Origin of the sequence: Hydrogenophaga sp., assembly GCF_030651625.1 — a bacterium.
GTDB lineage: Bacteria > Pseudomonadota > Gammaproteobacteria > Burkholderiales > Burkholderiaceae_C > Hydrogenophaga.
Genome location: NZ_JAUSCF010000030.1, coordinates 117,984 through 137,552, shown reverse-complemented (window position 1 = coordinate 137,552; position 19,569 = coordinate 117,984). Strand labels below are relative to the sequence as shown.

The window sequence follows — 19,569 nt, the reverse complement described above, 5'->3', positions numbered from 1 at the left end:
AGCGAGAACCCCAATCCAGCAACACCGAAGATCCGGCTCGGCCGGTCCGAAGGTGTGCACCCTGGGGGGGTGACGCGCCGATGGCGCGGCGCGTGGGGTCAAACAATCGTCATGTGCTCCGTACCCGCCGCCAGATCGGTGGTCTTGGCGCGCTGGCTGTTGAGCTTGATCTGAAGGCGCAGGTCGTTGAGCGAATCGGCGTTGCGCAGGGCGTCTTCCAGCGTGATCAGGTGGGCCTCGAACGCATTGAACAGCGACTGGTCGAAGGTCTGCATGCCCATCTGGGTGCTCTTCTTCATGATTTCCTTGATCTCGGCGACTTCACCCTTGAAGATCAGATCGGAAATCAGTGGCGAGTTCAGCATGATCTCGACCGCCGCATGCCGCCCCTTGCTGTCCTGCCTGGGCACCAGGCGCTGTGAAATCAGGGCGCGCAGGTTGAGTGACAAGTCCATCAGCAACTGGGGTCGTCGCTCTTCAGGGAAGAAGTTGATGATCCGGTCCAGTGCCTGGTTGGAGCTGTTGGCGTGCAGGGTGGCCATGCAGAGGTGACCGGTTTCCGAAAACTGGATCGCGTGCTCCATGGTTTCCCGATCGCGGATTTCGCCCATCAGGATCACGTCGGGGGCCTGGCGCAGCGTGTTCTTGAGCGCCGCTTCCCAGCTGTCGGTGTCCAGACCCACTTCGCGCTGGGTGATCACGCAGTTCTTGTGTGCGTGCACAAACTCCACCGGATCTTCGATGGTGATGATGTGCCCGAAGGTGTGCTCGTTGCGCCAGTCCACCATGGCCGCCAGCGAGGTGGATTTGCCCGAACCGGTGGCCCCGACCAGGATGCACAGGCCGCGTTTGGAAAGTGCCACGTCCTTGAGCACCTGCGGCAGGCCCAGCGTGTCGATGGTGGGCAGCACGGCGGGGATGGTCCGCAACACCATGCCGACTTTTCCCTGCTGCACAAAGGCGCTCACCCGGAAACGACCGATGGAAGGCGGCGAGATGGCGAAGTTGCACTCCTTGGTGCGCTCGAACTCGGCCGCCTGCTTGTCGTTCATGATCGCGCGGGCCAGTGCGAGCGTGTGGTTGGCGTTCAGCGGCTGTGGCGACACCTTGACCACCTTGCCGTCAATCTTGATCGCGGGCGGAAAGTCGGCGGTGATGAACAGGTCGCTTCCTGTGCGGCTGACCATCAGGCGCAGCAAGTCGTTGATGAATTTCGATGCCTGATCGCGTTCCATGGTGTCTACCTTCTTGTGTACCGACAGTTCAATCCGCCACATCCGTGCGGTGTATGCCCAACCAAGAGCGCGGCGGAACCGGCTGTGCCGGGCCGCTCGCGTTGCCCCCTGAGGGGTATGCGGCTACGCGCAGCGAGCAAGCAATGGGGGGTGCTCATCTACCCGGGGAAATTTTCAGGGATCTTGGCTTTGCTGCGCGCTTCTGCCGGACTGATCACATTGCGGCGAACCAGTTCGGTGAGGTTCTGGTCCAGCGTCTGCATGCCCACGCTGTTGCCGGTCTGGATGGCGGAATACATCTGTGCCACCTTGGCTTCGCGAATCAGGTTGCGGATGGCGCTGGTGCCCAGCATGATTTCGTGTGCCGCCACCCGGCCGGTGCCGTCCTTGGTCTTGCAAAGGGTTTGCGAGATCACGGCCACCAGCGATTCGGACAACATGGCGCGAACCATGTCTTTTTCTTCAGCCGGGAACACGTCGATGATCCGGTCGATGGTTTTGGCAGCGCTGGATGTGTGCAGGGTGCCGAACACCAGGTGACCGGTTTCGGCGGCCGTCATGGCCAGGCGAATGGTCTCCAGATCGCGCATTTCACCCACCAGAATGGCGTCGGGGTCTTCACGCAGCGCCGAGCGCAGGGCGTTGGCAAAGCTGAGCGTGTGCGGTCCCACTTCCCGCTGGTTGATCAGGCACTTCTTCGAGTCGTGCACAAATTCGACCGGGTCTTCCACAGTGAGAATGTGACCGTATTCGGTTTCATTCAGGTGGTTGACCATACCCGCCAGCGTGGTGGACTTGCCCGAACCGGTGGGGCCGGTGACCAACACCAGACCCCGCGGGCGCAGCGCGAGATCGCCAAAGATCTTCGGAGCGTTGAGTTGCTCCAGCGTCAGGATCTTGCTCGGAATGGTCCTGAACACCGCGCCCGCACCGCGGTTGTGGTTGAAGGCATTGACCCGGAAGCGTGCCAGGCCTTCGATTTCGAATGAGAAGTCGCATTCGAGGAATTCCTCGTACTGCTTGCGCTGGCTGTCGTTCATGATGTCGTACACCATGCTGTGGACCTGCTTGTGGTCCAGCGGTTCGACGTTGATGCGTCGCACGTCGCCGTTGACCCGTATCATGGGCGGCAGACCGGCCGAGAGGTGAAGATCGGATGCCTTGTTCTTGACGCTGAAGGCAAGCAGTTGGGTGATATCCATCCCGGTGTCCCGTGCTGTGTTGGTAGGTATGACGACAGATTATGACGACGATTGAAGCCAATCTCCAAGAGGTTCGGGAGCGGATTGCCCGGTCGTGCCAACGGGCAGGCCGGGATGCGAAGGACGTCACACTTCTGGCGGTGTCCAAGACTTTCGATGCGGACGCCGTTCGTCAGGCACAGGCCGCCGGTCAGCGCGTTTTTGGCGAAAACTACGTGCAGGAGGGGGTCGAAAAGATCCGAAATCTCCAGTTGGACGGGTTCCCCACATCTTTGGAATGGCATTGCATCGGACCGTTGCAAAGCAACAAATCCCGGCTGGTGGCCGAGCATTTCGACTGGGTGCAGTCGGTTGACCGGCTCAAGATTGCACAACGTTTGAGCGAGCAGCGTCCGGATCGCATGGCGCCATTGCAGGTCTGCCTCCAGGTCAATGTGGACCAGGGCGCCAACAAGTCGGGGGTGGCGCCAGGCGACCTGCTGGCGCTGGCGCAGGCGGTGGCCCAACTGCCGAGAATCCGCCTGCGGGGGCTCATGAGTGTGCCGGAGCCAGTCGCTGGGTTCGAAGCGCAGCGGGATGTCTTTCTGCAGGTGAAAGCCTTGTTCGACGACCTCAACGCCCGCGGCTTCGCGCTGGACACGCTCTCGCTGGGCATGAGCGACGATCTGGATGCCGCAGTGGCCGCGGGGTCCACCATGGTGCGCGTGGGCCGGGCCATTTTTGGCAGCCGGCCGGCCGCTGCCTGAGCGCTGGCCAGGATCACTTCGTGGTCATCGGCATCGGCTGTATGTTGCCGCAGTCCTTGGAGAGCCACTTGCCCTGTCCGTCGATGGTGACGGTCTGCGGCTTGCCGTCCTGAACGGACTTCATGACCATCTTCATCGTGTAGGCCGTGTCGCCCGAGAAGGTGTAGGTGCCTTCACCGCTTGAGGGCGGGTTCTTGCAGACGAAGTTCATCTTCATCGCGCTGGCGCTGCGCGAGGTGATGGTGGTGGTGCAGTCGCCCTCGGTCTGGGTGGGCATCTCCTGGCGGGCGGCCATTTCTGGCGTGATGCACACCTTCATCGAGACGCCGCCACCCGCGCCGGCGCCGATGTTCATGCCCTGTCGGGCCATCATGTCCTGCATCATCTTGCGCTGTTCGGGCGGCATGGCGGCCATCTGCTGCTGCATCTGGGCCATGGCGGCGTCCATCTCGGGGTTGCCTCCCATCTTGCTGTTGATTTCCCACAGACCGGGGCGGGTGCTCTGGGCGTTGGCACCCAGTGCCCCCAGGGTCAGGGTGGCGAGGCAGAGGACTTGCAGGGTCTTGAACATGTAGGGGCTCCGGTGGGGTTGAACTGCCTGGGGATGCTCTGCACAGCCCGCTTGGTGGAGGTTGTGCGGCGCATTCCCCAATTCTCCCTGTGAGGATGAAGATGTCAAACACACAACTGGGTGGTGTTTTTCACTTCTTCCATCACGGCGTATGTGCGCGTTTCGCGCACGCCGGGCAGCTGCCACAACACCTTGCCGGCGAAATCCCGGTAGGCCGACATGTCGGCCATGCGGGTCTTGAGCAGGTAGTCAAACCCGCCAGCCACCATGTGGCACTCCATGATTTCGTCTCACACCTGCACCGCGGCCTTGAACTGGTCGAACACATTGGGCGTGGTCCGGTCCAGCAGCACCTCCACAAAAACCATCATGCCCAGGCCGAGCTTGAGCGGATTGAGCCGGGCCTCGTAGCCCAGGATGTAGCCCTCACGCTGCAGACGCTGCGTGCGTGCCAGTACCGCCGTGGGCGACAGTGTCACAGCTTCGGCGAGCTTGAGGTTGGGGATGCGCCCATCGTTCTGCAGCACGCGCAAGATGCGCAGGTCGATCCGGTCAAGTACGTGGGTGGTTTCGGTCATGAGTAGTGAATTATTCTGCAAAAACAAGAAAATTGAACATTAATTCACTTCTTGGAGGCCGAAGATTCAGGAATTCAACAACGTGCCTTTGCCGGAGCCCCTGCCATGCGCCCCACCGACCGACTGCCATTTCCCTACCGCACTGAGAACAACCTGGTGGCGAACCGAATCTCGGCGCTTCAAGGCGCGCTCGACTGGGCGGCGGCCGCCCGAAGCGCCACGCCATGGGTACGCGCCGTGCGAGACAACCCGCCCCCGTTCTGGGCCATGGAAAGCCTGCTCAAGGAATACCCCATCTCCAGCGCCGAGGGCCTGGCCCTGATGCGATTGGCCGAAGCCCTGCTGCGGGTGCCCGACGCCGAGACCGCGATCGCCCTCACCGCCGACCAGCTGGGCCGGGCGGATTTTGATGGTGCGGCCCACGCCACCGCCGGGCCGCCCCAAGGGGGCGTGCACCCCCTCGGGGGGCCTGGCGAAGCCAGGGTTGGGGGCCAGGTTTCCACACTGGCGCGGCTGTCGTCCAGCGCCATCGCGATGTCCAAGCATTTCCTTCCCAGCGAAGACCGTCAGCCCGGCCTGATGACCAAGCTGGGAGCCAGGACCGTCGTGGGCGCCACGCTGCGGGCGGTGCAATTGCTCGGCCGCCAGTTCGTGCTTGGCCAGACCATCGAAGAAGGGATGAAGGAGGCCGCGAGTGCACGGAAAAAGCAAGGCAATCTCAGTTTCAGTTTCGACATGCTGGGCGAGGGTGCCCGCACCGACGCCGATGCGTTGCGCTACCTGGCGAGCTATCAGAGTGCCATCACGGCCATCGCGCGCACCGCCAACCCAGCCCGCAGCCCGGTGCAGAACGACGGCATCTCCATCAAGCTCAGCGCACTGCATCCGCGCTTTGAAGATGCGCAGCATGCCCGCGTGATGGACGAGCTTGTGCCCCGCGTGTGGCAGCTGTGCGAGACCGCCGCGGCGGCCAACCTCAATCTCACCATCGACGCCGAAGAAGTGGAGCGGCTTGAACTCTCCCTCGACGTGTTCGAGGCCCTGGCCCGGCTGGTGAGCGAGCGCTTTCCGCAGTGGCAGGGTTTTGGCCTGGCCTTGCAGGCCTACCAGACGCGCGCGGTCGAGCTGATCGAACACGTGGCTTCGCTGGCGCGGCGCTACCAGCTGCGCTTCATGTGCCGTCTGGTCAAGGGCGCCTACTGGGACGCCGAGATCAAGCGGGCGCAGGAGCAGGGACTGCCCGCCTACCCGGTTTTCACCCACAAGCACCACACCGACGTGAGCTACCTGGCCTGCGCCAAGGCCTTGCTGGCTGCACCCGATGCAATCTTTCCGCAGTTCGCCACACACAACGCAGGCACGATTGCGGCCATCCTTCAAATCGCGTCGAATCGCGAGACTTCTGGAGCTGCATCGGGTGCTGCGCCCCGGTTCGAACTGCAGCGCCTGCATGGCATGGGCGAAGGAATCTACCGCGAAGTGCTGAAGAACCCGAACATCGGCTGCAGGGTCTACGCCCCGGTGGGCGCGCACCGCGACTTGCTGGCCTACCTGGTGCGCCGCCTGCTGGAGAACGGCGCCAACTCGTCCTTCGTGCACCAACTGGCTGACGAATCGGTGGGCATGGAAGAGCTGCTGATTTCCCCACAGCGGCTTGAGCCGACGGCTTCACTGCCACTTCCGCTGGAGCTGTATGGCGCCGGACGCGCCAACAGCCAGGGGCGGGACCTCGCCGTGGTTACCCAGCGCGACGACCTTCTTGCTGCCCATGCGGTGTGTGTGGTGCCTACCGTGCCTGAAGCGCGATCTGAAAACGCAGTGGCCGCTGTGAACCGCGCCGTCAAAGCCTTTGATGCCTGGAACCACACACCGGTGTCCCGACGCGCGGCTGTCCTGCGTTCCGCTGGCGATGCCCTGGAGGCACAGTTGCCCCGTTTCTGCGCCTTGCTGGTGAAAGAAGCGCACAAGACCTGGAGCGACGCTGTGTCCGAGGTGCGCGAGGCGGTGGACTTTCTGTGCTTCTACGCCAATGAAGCCGAGCGTATCCAGTCTCCCCAGACCCTGCCTGGTCCCACGGGCGAAAGCAACACCCTGCGCCTGGAAGGGCGGGGCGCATGGGTCTGCATCAGCCCCTGGAATTTCCCGCTGGCCATCTTCGTGGGGCAGGTGGCCGCAGCGCTGGCCACGGGCAACACGGTGCTGGCCAAACCGGCTGAGCAGACCCCGGCTGTGGCCCTGGAAGCCGTGAAGCTGCTGCACGCAGCCGGCATTCCAGTCGATGCGCTGCAACTGCTGCACGGCTCAGGCGAGACCGTGGGCGCGTCGCTGGTGGCGCAGCCTGGGGTCGCTGGTGTGGTGTTCACCGGATCGACCCAGGTGGCCAAGATCATCCAGCGCGCGCTGGCCGAGAAGGACGGCCCCATCGTGCCGTTGATCGCTGAAACCGGGGGCATCAACGCCATGCTGGTGGACAGCACGGCGCTGCCCGAACAGGTGGTCGACGCGGTGGTGCAAAGCGCCTTCCGCAGCGCGGGCCAGCGCTGCTCGGCCCTTCGGTTGCTGTGTGTGCACGAGGGCATCGCTGACCAGGTGATTGAAATGATCCAGGGTGCGGCACAGGAACTGGTGGTGGGCGACACCGCCGATCCGGCCACCGATGTGGGTCCATTGATCGATACCGAGGCCTTCGAGGGCATCCAGCGCGAAGTCCAGCGATTGCATGCGCACGCCAAGCCGCTGTTGCCTGCGGTGACCCAGGCGACCGCCATACCCAATCTCATGCCGCCGCAGATGTTTGAGATTGGTGCCATTGCGGACGCGAAGCAGGAGATTTTTGGCCCGGTGCTGCAGGTGGTGCGCTGGAAGGGCGACCCCATGGCGACGCTACTGCAGATCAACGCCCTGGGCTACGGACTCACGCTCGGCATCCAGACCCGCATCGACAACCGCGCCCAGGTCCTGGCCCGCGCGGCCCGTGTGGGAAATGTGTACGTGAACCGCAACATGATCGGTGCGGTGGTGGGCGTGCAGCCGTTTGGTGGTGAGGGCCTCTCAGGCACTGGCCCGAAGGCGGGCGGACCGAACTACCTGCTGCGCTTTTGCGCCGAACAGACACTGACGATCAACACCACCGCTGCTGGCGGTAACGTGGAACTTTTTGCAAACTCCCCCCTGCGCCGCTGACGCGGCTTCCCCCCTCCGTAGCGCGCCTTCGGCGCTTCGAGGGGGGACGGCAGCTTGGGCCGGCGGAGCCGTCCCTTGCTGCCCCTGGACAGGGGCACTTCGCGCGAGCGGGGTTTTGGCTTCCTCGGTTTGCTCGCTCACCCATCCGTTCGCCCTGAGCCTGTCGAAGGGCTCACCTTGGCGGCGGAGCCGGACCCTTGGTGTCTCTGGATGGTGGCACCTCGTGCGGAGTGGAGGCGGTGCGATACTGATGCCCGCCCCACCACCGGGTGACCATCCACGGAACACACCATGACCGACGCCAGCCCGGCCAACGACGCCCAGCGCATCCAGCAATGGCTGGACGAACACCGCATCACCGAAGTGGAATGCATCATCCCCGACATGGCGGGCCAGGCCCGCGGCAAGATTGTGCCGCGCCACAAATACAACCCCGAGGTGGGCCTGCGCCTGCCGGAGGCGGTGCTGGCCATGACCGTGACCGGCGACTACCCGGAGAAGGATTTCACCTCGGTGGCCGACCCGGACATGCTGCTCATGCCGGACCCCGAGACCTTGCGGCCCGTGCCCTGGGCCAAGGAACCCACCGCTCAGATCATTCACGACTGCTTCAACTTTGACGGCAAAGCCGTGCAGCTCTCACCTCGCAACGTGTTGCGCCGGGTGCTCAAGCTCTATGCTGACGAAGGCTGGAAGCCGGTGGTGGCGCCCGAAATGGAGTTCTACCTGGTGCAGGTCGAGCCCGACGAAGACATTCCGCTCAAGCCCCCGGTGGGGCGCACCAAACGCACCGAGGCGGGCATGCAGAGCTTCTCGATGGATGCGATCAACGAGTACGACGACATTTTTGATGTGATGTACGACTGGTGCGAGGCCGAAGGCATTCAGCTGGACACGCTGATCCATGAGATGGGCACGGCCCAGATGGAAATCAACCTCGACCACGGGGACCCGCTGCCGTTGGCAGACCAGGTTTTCCTGTTCAAGCGCACCATCCGCGAAGTGGCCATACGCCACCAGATGTACGCCACCTTCATGGCCAAGCCCATGCAGGGCCAGCCCGGCAGTGCCATGCATATTCACCAGAGCGTGGTGGGTCTGGACAATGGGAAGAACATCTTCAGTCAGCCCGATGGCACACCATCCGACGCATTCCTCCACTACATCGGTGGCCTCCAGACCTACTTGCCCGCTGCTACCGCCTTCTTCGCACCCTACGTGAACTCGTACCGGCGGCTCTCCCGGTTCACTTCGGCGCCCATCAACCTGAGCTGGGGTCACGACAACCGCACCTGTGGACTGCGGGTGCCGCACTCCGGACCGGAAGCGCGTCGGGTGGAGAACCGGCTGGCTGGTGTGGATGTGAACCCCTATCTGGCCCTGGCGGCCAGCCTGGCCTGTGGCTACCTGGGAATGAAGCAGGGCCTCAAGCCCAGCGAACCGATCACCGGCAGCGCCTACGAGCAGCCTCATCAGCTGCCACGACACCTCGACGACGCCGTGGAAAAACTCATGGGCTGCGCGCCACTGGTCGAGCTGTTTGGTGAACACTTCATCCAGACATACAGTGCCATCAAGGAAACCGAGTACCGCGAATACTTCGACGTGATCAGTCCCTGGGAGCGTCGATTCCTGCTGCTGCACGTCTGAACTGGAAGCACCCCCGCCGCGCTTCGCGCAACCCCCTCAAGGGGGCGATACCAGTCGTCCGGCAAAGCCGGCCCGACGGTATCCCTGGAAGTGGGGCACTTCGCGCCGGAGGTCTTTTCACCGTTCCGGAGTGCGACCCATATCGAGTGCAGGTACGCCGTCCAGGGGCACAGCAGAACCGCCCTTCGACAAGCTCAGGACGGGCTGCTGGTGCCGCCCCCCTTCCAGGGGGGTGACGCCGAAGGCGGCGCGGGGGGTCTTGCCTACTGACTGACCACCATCATCCCCGAAGAAGGGTTGCGCAAAAAAGCGTCCAGTGTGGCGATCGGCAGTGGTGGCGAGAACAGGTGTCCCTGAAACTGGTCGCAGCCCTGGTAGGCCAGAAACTCCCGCTGCTCCTGGGTTTCCACGCCTTCTGCAACCACCTGCAAACTCAGGCTTTGTGCGAGCGTGATGATGGCCCTTGAGATGGCCGCATCGTTGGGGTCGGTGAGCACATCGGCCACGAAGCCTTTGTCGATCTTGAGCTGATCGAGCGGCAGACGCTTCAGCACCGAGAGTGAGGAATAGCCCACACCGAAGTCGTCCAGCGAGAGGGTCACTCCGAGGTCCTTGAGCATGCCCATCTTTTCAATGGTGATTTCCATGCGGTCGGCCAGCAGGCTTTCGGTCAGCTCGAGTTTGAGCCGTTGCGGCTTGATTCCGGTTCGGCCGATGGCCGCCATCACCATGTCGACAAAGTCGGGGTGGCGGAACTGGTGCACGCTGACATTCACGGCAATGGTGAGATTGGTGGTCTGTGGCCAGTCGGCCCAGGCAGCGAGCTGTTCGCAGGCGGTCTCCAGCACCCATTGCCCCAGCGGCAGGATCATGCCGTTGTCTTCGGCCACTGGAATGAAATGGATCGGGGTGATGAGTCCGCGTTGTGGGTGTTGCCAGCGCACGAGCGCCTCCACGCCCGTGATCACACCCTGGCGGTCCACCTGAGGCTGGTAGTAGACGACAAACTGCTGCTCCTTCAGCGCGACCCGCATGTCCACGCCGAGTGCTGCGTTGGCGTTGACCGTGGCCTGCATGGCGGGGTCGAAAAAGCACAGCGTGTTGCGACCCAGCGTCTTGGCCTGGTACATCGCCAGATCGGCCTGCTTGAGCAGTTCGCCCACATCGTCGTTGAGACCGGTGAACGCGGTGACGCCGATGCTGGGCGTGGCGAAATGCTGGTGCCCGCCCACATGGAAGGGTTCGCGCAGCATGGTGAGCACTTTGTTGGCCAGGGCATGCGATTTCAGCGCTGCGGCTTCGGGGTCGGTGCTGAGATCGTCGACCATGATCACGAACTCGTCACCGCCCAGGCGGGCCACGGTGTCGGTCTTGCGCACGCTTTGTGCGAGTCGGATGGCCACCTTCTTGAGCAACTGGTCTCCGACGTGGTGACCCAGCGTGTCGTTGAGGATCTTGAAGTTGTCGAGGTCGATGAACATCAGTGCGCCGTGCTGACCTGACCGTTCGCTTTGTGCCAGCGCCTGCTGAAGACGTTCGGTCAGCAACTGGCGGTTGGGCAGGTCGGTCAGCGGATCGTAGAGCGCCATGTGCCGGATCATGTCTTCGGCGGTCTTGCGCTGGGTGATGTCGCGTCCCACCGCCACCCAGTGGGTGACGTCCTCGGCCGTGGCTTGTACCGACACCACTTCCAGTTCGACCCAGAACATGGCCCCGTTCTTGCGATGCACCATGAGCTCCGTTCGGGCCTGGCGGTTCATCTGCAGGCCCATGGCCATTTCCCTCAGCTTGGGCAGTGCCGGTTCCAGTTCCAGCAGCATGTGCGGGGTCTGGCCCAGTACCTCGTCGCGGGAGTAGCCGGTGTGCCGCTCGAACGCGTCGTTGACGAAAACGATGCGAGGCTCCTGGTTGTTGTTGATGCCGGTCTCGGCGATGGCGACGATGTCGTTCAGTCGCGCCACGCTGGTTTCCAGCAGCATCAGCTGCTCCTGCGAACGCCGCCTTTCGGTGACGTCGCGGAAATAAACAGCCAGGCCCTCGGCGAACGGATAGGCGCGCACCTCCAGCCATTTGCCAAGGCTGGGAAAATGGTCCTCCATTTCAATGCGCCGGTTGTTTTTGAGCGCTTTGTGCATCTGGTCCCGAAGGCGTTCAGCGAGGCTGGGGCCGAAGCCGTCCCAGATTTCTTTGTCGAGCAAGTCGGCAGTCGACTTCTGGAGCAGACGCTCACTTTCCTGGTTCAGATAGGTGAAGCGACACTCCCGATCCAGTGTCACGAAGGCCTCGGTGATGCTGGCCAATGTGGTGGTCAGGCGCATGGCGAGGCGCAGCGTTTCCTGCTGGGCTTGCTTTTGAGCCGATATGTCCTGAACGGCGCCCTGGAGGCGGACGATGTGACCCTGTGCATCGCGCAGTGCTGCACCCACAGTGCGAACCCATTTGGGGCCCACACCCTCCACCATCACCTGTATTTCTTCGTCAAAGGGCACGCCGGACTGCTGACAACGCGACAAGCGTTTTTGCATGCCATCGCGCCATTCAGGCGTGTAGCAGTTCACCATCGCCTCCATGGAATCGAATTTCGAGGCATCGTCCACGCCAAGGATCGATGCGCATTCGTTGGAGATATGAACCTGGCCGGTGGACAGCACCACCGCCCAGCTGCCCACGCCCGCAGTGTGTTCGGTCAGGTTGAGTCGGCTTTCGCTTTCATGCAGGGCGTTTGGAGAAGACTCCAGCTTGTCCAGGTCCAGCAACGCTTGCGCCTGCTCAAGCACGAGCGCCAGTGTGTCGGCGGCGTGGTTCGAGTTCCTGTCCGCAGGGTGCGCGTCCAGCAACACCAGCCAGCCGTCTGGACGCGCCGACTTCGCCGGAAAGGCCATCCAGTCGGTTTGTTGAATCGGCTTTGCTCCCGCATTGATGGTGGACAGGGCGGGGGAGTCGGTTGGCGTGATGCAGGCCGATTCATCCGATCCAACAAGAAGGGGGCAGGCCGGCCCGGCCCATGCCACAAAGCCACCCTGCTCGGTGGGTGAGAGGCCCGTTGCGCCTTTGATCGTGACCGAGTCTCCTGCTGGCACCACCAGCACCGCTCCCCTGGCATCTGTGAGTCGCACGGCCATCGCGGTCAGGTGATCGAATGCGCGCCGCAATGGAGGGCGCCCGTCGGGCGATTCCGGGCGGTCATTCGGGGCAGAGGCGGCAGGCATTTCAGGCAGTGAGCGCATGGAAGTCTCGATTTGTCACAGGCAGTGCGCCCGGGGTAGCACATTGAAGGCAGGTCAAAGAGCAGGCTCCTAGTGTCTGCTGGGTGAAGGAGGCCTGGTCACCCATTTGAAAGCTGGCCGAAAAGGCTTCCTTGCCCGATTCGCCAGCCTATCAAGTGTCAGGCCGAATAGCTGGTAATTTGTCACATGCAAAGTTGTTGCAAAGATGTGTTTTTTTGTAGCGCATGTACTAATATCCGCTTAACGCTTCTCTTGCGGTTGAACACTTCAAGTCAGGCGGCTCCACACAGGATTCATCAGGGGTAGATTGACCATGACCGCGCTTGCAGAACTCCGGCGCCACAGCGATGTGGCCAGCTTGAAGTCTTCGTTGCACCAGCTGTGCAGCGAGTTCGGCCGCATCACCCGGCTGGACATTCTCACCGCCATGCACGAGGGAACCAAGCAGGCGATCTGCTTCCTGCGCATGGAACGTCCGGAGCAGGAGCAGCAGCTCATGAAGACCTTGGGCGTGGGGCGATTCGGGGGAGAAGTCGTGTTTGTGCTCAATCTGAATGTGGCTGTGACTTCCGACGATGACGGGCCTTCATCCCAGTGGGCCGACTCCAACATGTACGACTGAGAGATGAAACTCCCCCCCGCGCCGCTTCGCGTCACCCCAAGGGGGCGATACCAGTGGCCCGGCAAAGCCGGTTCCACGGCATCTCTGGAAGAGGCATTTCGCGCCGCAGCATGAGTAACCCTCGCTTCGCGCCACCTCCTAGGGGGCGGCACTGGCCGTCCGGCAAAGCCGACTCGGCGGTTCCCCTGGATGGGACCGTTGCATGCGTCGTGGGTCGTGGCTGCGAGGTGGAGCAACTAGTCTGACTGGACGTCGTATGCGCTCCCTGTCGCAAGATTGACCCCAGCCACTGCCGGACCGTCGCAGAATCTTGCGCATGATCGACATGCGCTCCCCCTTGTCTGCCCAAGTCATTGAATGGCTGGTGAAACCCGGCGATAGCGTGCAAGCCGGTGCCCTGCTCGTTGTGCTCGAATCCATGAAGATGGAACACGAGGTAAGGGCAGATCGCGCGATTCAAGTGACCGTTCTGCATGTGGATGTCGGTGACGCGGTTACTTCCGGTGAAGTGTTGGTGAGTGGGCAGCTTCTGCAGGCGGGTGCACCGTTGTCTGATCTGCACCTTGAGGCAGACGCTCCAGAGCTGCCTCAAGACCCCGAACTTCGGTTCGATCTTCAGCGCTTGCGCAACCGCCTCGCGTTGACGGAGGACGCCGCACGCCCTGAGGCGGTTGCACGTCGCCGAGCGCAGGGCTTGCGCACCGCGCGGGAAAACATCGGTGCGTTGTGCGACCAAGGGAGCTTCCTGGAGTACGGCGCCCTGGCGGTGGCGGCGCAGCGCGGTCGCCGCAGTGAAGAAGACCTGATTGCAAACACGCCAGCCGATGGCATGGTCACCGGCATCGGTTCGGTCAACGGATCGGTCTTTGGTGAGGCGCGCGCCCGCACCGTGGTCATGGCTTACGACGCCACCGTGCTGGCCGGCACGCAGGGCATGCGCAACCATCAGAAGACAGATCGCATGCTGGGCATTGCCCTGGCGCAACGCTTGCCCGTTGTCCTGTTTGCCGAGGGCGGTGGTGGCCGGCCCGGCGACACCGATATGCCCATCGTCGCCGGCCTGCACGTGGGCACGTTCGCGGCGATGGCCAGGCTTTCCGGGCAGGTCCCCGTGGTGGGCATTGCCGCAGGGCGCTGCTTCGCGGGCAACGCGGCGCTGCTGGGTTGCAGCGATGTCATCATCGCCACCCGCTCCAGCAACATCGGCATGGGGGGACCCGCCATGGTCGAAGGCGGGGGCCTCGGCCGCTTCCGCCCTGAAGACATCGGACCGAGTCCCGTGCAGCATGCCAATGGCGTGATCGATCTGTTGGTGGAAGATGAAGCGTGCGCTGTCGAGGTGGCACGTCACTACCTGTCATTTTTCCAGGGACACGCCGCCGAGTGGTCGGCACCTGACACCACGCGGTTGAGGGAGGTGGTACCGGAAAACCGGTTGCGGGTCTACGACAGCCTGTTGGCGGTGGAGGGCACGGTGGACGTCGGCAGCTTGCTGGTTTTGCGCACAGGGTTCGGCACAGGCATCCACACCGCGCTGGCGCGCATTGAAGGCCGATCCGTGGGTGTGCTGGCGAACAACCCCATGCACCTGGGCGGCGCCATTGATGCCGACGCGGCCGACAAGGCGGCGCGCTTCCTCCAGCTTTGCAACGCGCATGGCCTGCCGGTGGTGAGCTTTGTGGACACCCCGGGCTTCATGGTGGGTCCGGCGGCCGAAGCCAGGGCGCAGGTGCGGCACGTCAGCCGGTTGTTCGTCGTGGCGGCGCATCTGCGTGTGCCTGTGTTTGCCGTGGTCTTGCGCAAAGGGTATGGCCTGGGTGCCATGGGCATGACCGCTGGCGGTTTTCACGCCCCTGTTTTCAATGTGGCCTGGCCGACCGGGGAGTTCGGCGCAATGGGTCTTGAAGGTGCCGTGCGCCTGGGCTACCGAAAGGAGCTGGAAGCGCTGCCCGCCGGACCGGAGCGCGAGGGCCTGTTTCAGCGCCTGCTGGCCCAGCAGGTCGCCAATGGCGAAGCCATGCAGATGGCTGCAACGCTGGAGATCGATGCGGTCATTGACCCGGCGCAGACCCGGCAGTGGATTTCAAAGGGATTACAGAGCGCGCGAGTGGATGAGGCGCCGCGCGGCCGCTTCATCGACACCTGGTGAGGTGTCATGAGTCAAGGGCCTTCAGTGACTCTCAGTTCAATTCGCCGAAGCTGGAAGGGCGCATCCCTGCACCTGCCACCTGGGGTGCTGTCTGATTGATGTTGACCCAGAATTCGCAGACGTGCTTCATGGCTCCCAGGAACTGGGAGAACTCGGTGGGTTTCGCAATGTAGGCGTTGGTGCCCGCGTCATAGGCGCGCTGCAAGTCGCTGGGTTCGGTGGATGAGGTCAGCACCACCACAGGGATGTTGTGCAGCTGACTGGAACCCTTGATTTCCTTGAGCACCCCGATCCCGTCCAGCAATGGCATTTTCAGGTCCAGCAGGACCAGAATGGGATTGCCACCGGATCGATGCGCATAGGCATCGCGCCGGTAAAGGTAGTCGAGCGCCTGCATGCCATCAGAGACGTGCGTGACACGACCATCCAGGCCGTGTCTGGCCAGGGCCAGCCTCGTGAGTTCGGCATCGTCCGGATTGTCTTCGACCAGCAAGATGGCTTCTGCATTTTTGTTCATGGTCATAACGCCGCGAACCCCGAGTCACGGGGGGACTCGATGATTTGCGCACTTTCAAAAGGAAGTGAAAAATAAAACACGCTGCCCACCCCGAGCTGACTCTCGGCCCAGATGCTGCCCCCGTGTCGCTCCACGATGCGCCGCGCCAGGGCCAGGCCGATACCGGTTCCTTCAAAATCAGACGCTCGGTGGAGGCGCTGAAAGACGCCAAACAGCTTCTGGGCGTATTTTGGATCAAAACCGACGCCGTTGTCTCTCACAAAGAAGGTGTAGCCGACCGCAGGATCCACGCTCCAGCCCACTTCAATGATGGCGCGCTCCCGCGGCCTTGAATACTTGAATGCATTGCCCAGCAGGTTGGCCCAGACTTCGCGCAACAACAGGGCGTCGCCATGCACCACCGGCAGGTCTGGTGGAATCACCCAGTCCACGACCCGACCTTCGGTGTCGTGTGCGATCTGACTGACCACGGTGTCGACCAGCATGGCCAGGTCAACCGGCGTGACATTGACCGCGGCGCGACCCAGGCGCGAGAAAGCGAGCAGGCCATCGATCAGCTGGCTCATGTGACGCGCCGAGTTGCCGATGGTGTTCAGGTACCTGGAAGCCACCTCGTCGCGCTGATCGCCCATGTGCTCTTCCAGCAGGCTCACAAAACTGGAAATGTGACGCAGAGGCGACCGGAGGTCGTGCGATACCGAATACGAGAAAGACTCCAGGTCCCGGTTGGCGGCGAGCAATTGCTCGGTGCGCTCGGTAACGCGGTTTTCCAACTCGTCGTTGATGTTGCGCATCAGGTCGTCCAGCCGCTTGGCATCCGACATGTCGCGGTTGATCTTGGCGAAACCCCTCAACTCGCCATTGGCTTCCCGCAGCGCGATCAGCAGCGACTGCGCCCAGTAGCGCGAACCATCCTTGCGGACATGCCAGTTGCTGATGTCGTGTTGTCCTCGGGACGCTGCAAGCCTCAGCGTCTGGCTCGCCTGGCTCTGCGCAATTTCTGGCGAGGAGCTGTCGAAGAGCACCGAATAGTGGCGTCCCAGCATTTCAGAGGGCGAGTAGCCTTCCAGCCGCTGGGCACTGTCGGTCCAGTCGGTGATCAGGCCCTGCGCATCCATGAAGAAGATGCAGTAATCGCGCAGGTTGTCCACCATCATCCGGAACCGCTGCTCACTTTCGAGCAATTCGGCCGATCGTTCCTTGATACGGGTTTCCAGCTCTTCGTTGAGCCCCTTGACGCGTTCCTCGACCCTTTTTCGCTCGGTGATGTCGATGATCTGGATGAACACGCCCTGCACGTGCCCGGCATGCATGTCTGGCAGATAGGTGGCGCTGATGTACATCGGTGTGCCCGAGACTGTTGTGCGCCACGCTTCAAATCGCTGTGGAGAGCCATTTGCCGCAGCCTGAATGCGCGGTGCGATGTCTTGCCAGGCGTCGGGTGGCACGCACTCGCTCATGTGCATGCCAATGATCTGCTGGGGGTCCATGCCGTACACATGGAGGTGTTCGGCATTGGCGAAGCGGAACCGGAGCGATGCATCGACGTAGGCGATCAGGCCGGGCACATGGTCGGTGATTGCTTGCAGGAACCGCTGGTTGTGTTCCAGTGCCAGTTCGGCCTGCTTGCGTTGCGAGATATTGACCACGGTGGTGTTGCTGCGCAGGAAGCGCCCCGTCTCGTCGCGCACGGCAGAAGAGGAAATCAGTGCAGGAAAGACAGTGCCGTCGCGTCTCTGCACGTCGTATTCGGCAGCCTCGAGCACGCCATCGTCAACCAGCCGCTGCAGCCGAGACCCCAGCAGCGCATTGTTCTCCGGCCGGATCACGTCCTTGAACCCCAGCTTGCCAACCACTTCTTCACGGGAGTAGCCCAACCACTCCAGCTCGGTGTCGTTGATCGACACAAAAATGCCGTTGATGTCCAGCGAGTGGTAGCCACAAGGCGCCTGGTTGTAGAGCGACTGCGCCTGTGACAGTGCCTCCTGCAGCCGAGCATTGACGCCACGCACCTGATCTTCTGAGGCCTTGCGGTCGGAAATGTCGAGCATCTGGATGATGAGGCCCTGCACTTCGCCGTGGTTCAGGTACGGCGTGTATTCGATGCTGGCATAAAAACGGTTGCCGTCCGGGAACTCTCTTTCGCCTTCAAAGCGTTGCGAGTGTCCGGCCAGGGCTGCGGCGAGACGATCCCGGGTGCTCTCGTAGTTTTCCGGGCGGGCGATCTGACTCAGGTGCAGACCCACCGGTTGCTGCGAATCATTTCCCAACCACCGGGCGTAGCTGGCGTTGGCAAAGCGGCAGATCAGATCGCGATCGAAGAAAGCAATCTGGACAGGAACGCGGTCGGTGATGGTCTGCAGCAAGTTGCGTTGTTCGGCCAGCGCCCTGCTGGCGGCGTTGCGCTCGGAGACATCCACCAGTGTGTTGTTCGTGCGCACGAACACGCCGTGTTCATCGTACACAGCGGTGCTGCTGAGCAGAACTGTGAAGCGGCTGCCATCGCGGCGGAGCAGGTCGATCTCAACAGTTTCGAGTTTCTCCCTCAGCTTCAGGCGCCGCAAGCGGTCCTTCACCATGTCCAGGTGTTCGGGCGCGACATGGTCGCGAAAGCGGCGCTTGCCCACGACTTCGTGGCGCGCGTAGTCCAGCCAGTCCAGTTCGGTCTGGTTGATGAGCACATACAGTCCATCGGCATCAACCGAGTGGTAGCCGCAAGGTGCCTGGTCGTACAGAGCCTGCGTGTCTGCCAGCGTCTGGCGAATGCGCTGGTTGGCCTGATCGAGTTCTTCGGTGCGCTGGCGCACGCGCGTCTCGAGTCCTTCATTGAGCCGACGGATTTCTTCCTGCTGTTGATGTGATTCGGTGATGTCGCGTGAGACCGCCAGCAGCATCACCGGGGTGCCGTGCGCATCACGGATCGGCGAGATCACGGTGTCCCACCACTTGGGGGAACCCTTGAACGTGTAGCCAAACGCCACGAATTTGGCGCTTTCACCCTTGCGGGCACTCTCGACCGCTGCCCGCGCGAGCTGTCGGCCTTCGCCTGGCCACCAGTTGGTCCAGTCGCCCTGACGCACCTGGTCGGCGTTGTCCAGTTCCATCAACCGACAGCCCTGCGCCGTGATCTGCTGCAGACGGCCATCCAGAGCGAGCACCTTGGTGCAGTCGATGGTGCTGGCGATGATCTGATGGTTGAGCTCGTCCTTGATCTGCGCGTCGGCTTCAATGGCGCGGATGCGGCTGATGTCCAGCATGAAGCCCAGTTGGCCAGTCAAACGGTGCTGGTCGTCTTTTTGGGGGACGGTGTTCGCCAGTAAGTGCGCCAGGGAGCCGTCCGGCTTCACGATCCGGAACTCGATACTGCGCTCCTGCACCAGCCTGATGCCCTCATCCCATGTCTGCCGCACCCTGTCCAGGTCTTCCGGGTGCACGCGCTCCAGCCAGCCGAAGTGAGGAAAGTCGGTCTGCTCCAGCGAAAAAATGGCCTTGAGCTGATCGTCGACGTGTGTCAGCACGCCCATGTGATCGATCCGGAAGATCCCGATTGGAAACAGGGTGGACAAAGCGGAGAAAACTGCCCTGTACTCCAGGGGGGCAATGCCGGGCGCGTGGTCGTCCCCCAGCGACAACGTGGCCTCCAGCGGCAGTGGCAGTGGCGCGGAGGAGGACCCGGCTTGCAGGTCGACAGGGTCTTGCAGCGTGCCGGTCAGTTGCTGGGCATAGTGGCCTCGCAGGTAGGCATTCTCTGCGCGGAGGGCTTCCACCTCCATCAGCATGGCTCTTTCGCGCACCGACAGCTTCGTCTCAACGGCTGAAGACGAAGAACGGCTGTCCGGCGGAGGGTGAAGTGCGCTCATCTCACACCACTTTACCCCAGCGGGTGTGA

Annotated in this window: 11 protein-coding genes and 1 pseudogene; 5 read left to right on the top strand and 7 right to left on the bottom strand. The window is 62.6% G+C overall.

The annotated features are described in order from the left end of the window. Positions 1 to 98 precede the first annotated feature (98 nt). Positions 99 to 1,235, bottom strand: a complete 1,137-nt coding sequence (locus Q7V46_RS14250) for a PilT/PilU family type 4a pilus ATPase (protein WP_304914213.1) — start codon at positions 1,233 to 1,235, stop codon at positions 99 to 101. 158 nt (positions 1,236 to 1,393) lie between these two features. Then, a complete protein-coding gene (locus Q7V46_RS14245) occupies positions 1,394 to 2,437 on the bottom strand; it encodes a type IV pilus twitching motility protein PilT (RefSeq protein ID WP_304914212.1) in 1,044 nt (347 codons plus the stop codon). A gap of 41 nt (positions 2,438 to 2,478) precedes the next feature. Here Q7V46_RS14245 and Q7V46_RS14240 point away from each other — a divergent pair, with 41 nt between their 5' ends. After that, positions 2,479 to 3,183: a YggS family pyridoxal phosphate-dependent enzyme gene (locus Q7V46_RS14240; RefSeq protein ID WP_304914211.1), complete on the top strand. Its 705-nt coding sequence runs from the start codon at positions 2,479 to 2,481 to the stop codon at positions 3,181 to 3,183. A gap of 13 nt (positions 3,184 to 3,196) precedes the next feature. Here Q7V46_RS14240 and Q7V46_RS14235 read toward each other — a convergent pair whose 3' ends face one another. Both Q7V46_RS14235 and Q7V46_RS14230 read right to left on the bottom strand, forming a co-directional pair. Next, positions 3,197 to 3,754: a DUF3617 domain-containing protein gene (locus Q7V46_RS14235; RefSeq protein WP_304914210.1), complete on the bottom strand. Its 558-nt coding sequence runs from the start codon at positions 3,752 to 3,754 to the stop codon at positions 3,197 to 3,199. A gap of 104 nt (positions 3,755 to 3,858) precedes the next feature. Continuing rightward, positions 3,859 to 4,332, bottom strand: a pseudogene (locus Q7V46_RS14230) (Lrp/AsnC ligand binding domain-containing protein). A 105-nt stretch (positions 4,333 to 4,437) separates the two neighbouring features. On the opposite strand from Q7V46_RS14230, the gene Q7V46_RS14225 reads away from it, so the two are divergent. After that, positions 4,438 to 7,515, top strand: coding sequence for an L-glutamate gamma-semialdehyde dehydrogenase (locus Q7V46_RS14225; protein ID WP_304914209.1), 3,078 nt, complete (start codon positions 4,438 to 4,440; stop codon positions 7,513 to 7,515). 291 nt (positions 7,516 to 7,806) lie between these two features. Beyond that, complete coding sequence (locus tag Q7V46_RS14220) at positions 7,807 to 9,165, top strand: glutamine synthetase family protein (protein ID WP_304914208.1); 1,359 nt, start codon at positions 7,807 to 7,809, stop codon at positions 9,163 to 9,165. Between the two features lie 263 nt (positions 9,166 to 9,428). On the opposite strand, the gene Q7V46_RS14215 is transcribed toward Q7V46_RS14220, so the two are convergent. Then, the gene (locus Q7V46_RS14215; protein ID WP_304914207.1) at positions 9,429 to 12,392 is read right to left on the bottom strand and encodes an EAL domain-containing protein; all 2,964 of its coding nucleotides are present in this window, start codon (positions 12,390 to 12,392) and stop codon (positions 9,429 to 9,431) included. A 313-nt stretch (positions 12,393 to 12,705) separates the two neighbouring features. Here Q7V46_RS14215 and Q7V46_RS14210 point away from each other — a divergent pair, with 313 nt between their 5' ends. Together Q7V46_RS14210 and Q7V46_RS14205 are read left to right on the top strand one after the other, a co-directional pair. After that, positions 12,706 to 13,014 carry an RNA-binding protein gene (locus tag Q7V46_RS14210; RefSeq protein WP_304914206.1) on the top strand — a complete coding sequence of 103 codons (309 nt, stop codon included), beginning with the start codon at positions 12,706 to 12,708 and terminating at the stop codon, positions 13,012 to 13,014. 316 nt (positions 13,015 to 13,330) lie between these two features. Further along, positions 13,331 to 15,163: a carboxyl transferase domain-containing protein gene (locus Q7V46_RS14205; RefSeq protein ID WP_304914205.1), complete on the top strand. Its 1,833-nt coding sequence runs from the start codon at positions 13,331 to 13,333 to the stop codon at positions 15,161 to 15,163. A 31-nt stretch (positions 15,164 to 15,194) separates the two neighbouring features. Here the strand turns inward: Q7V46_RS14205 and Q7V46_RS14200 are convergent, their stop codons facing one another. Both Q7V46_RS14200 and Q7V46_RS14195 read right to left on the bottom strand, forming a co-directional pair. Beyond that, positions 15,195 to 15,680 carry a response regulator gene (locus tag Q7V46_RS14200; protein WP_304914204.1) on the bottom strand — a complete coding sequence of 162 codons (486 nt, stop codon included), beginning with the start codon at positions 15,678 to 15,680 and terminating at the stop codon, positions 15,195 to 15,197. 2 nt (positions 15,681 to 15,682) lie between these two features. Continuing rightward, complete coding sequence (locus Q7V46_RS14195) at positions 15,683 to 19,540, bottom strand: PAS domain S-box protein (RefSeq protein ID WP_304914203.1); 3,858 nt, start codon at positions 19,538 to 19,540, stop codon at positions 15,683 to 15,685. Between the last annotated feature and the right edge of the window lie 29 nt (positions 19,541 to 19,569).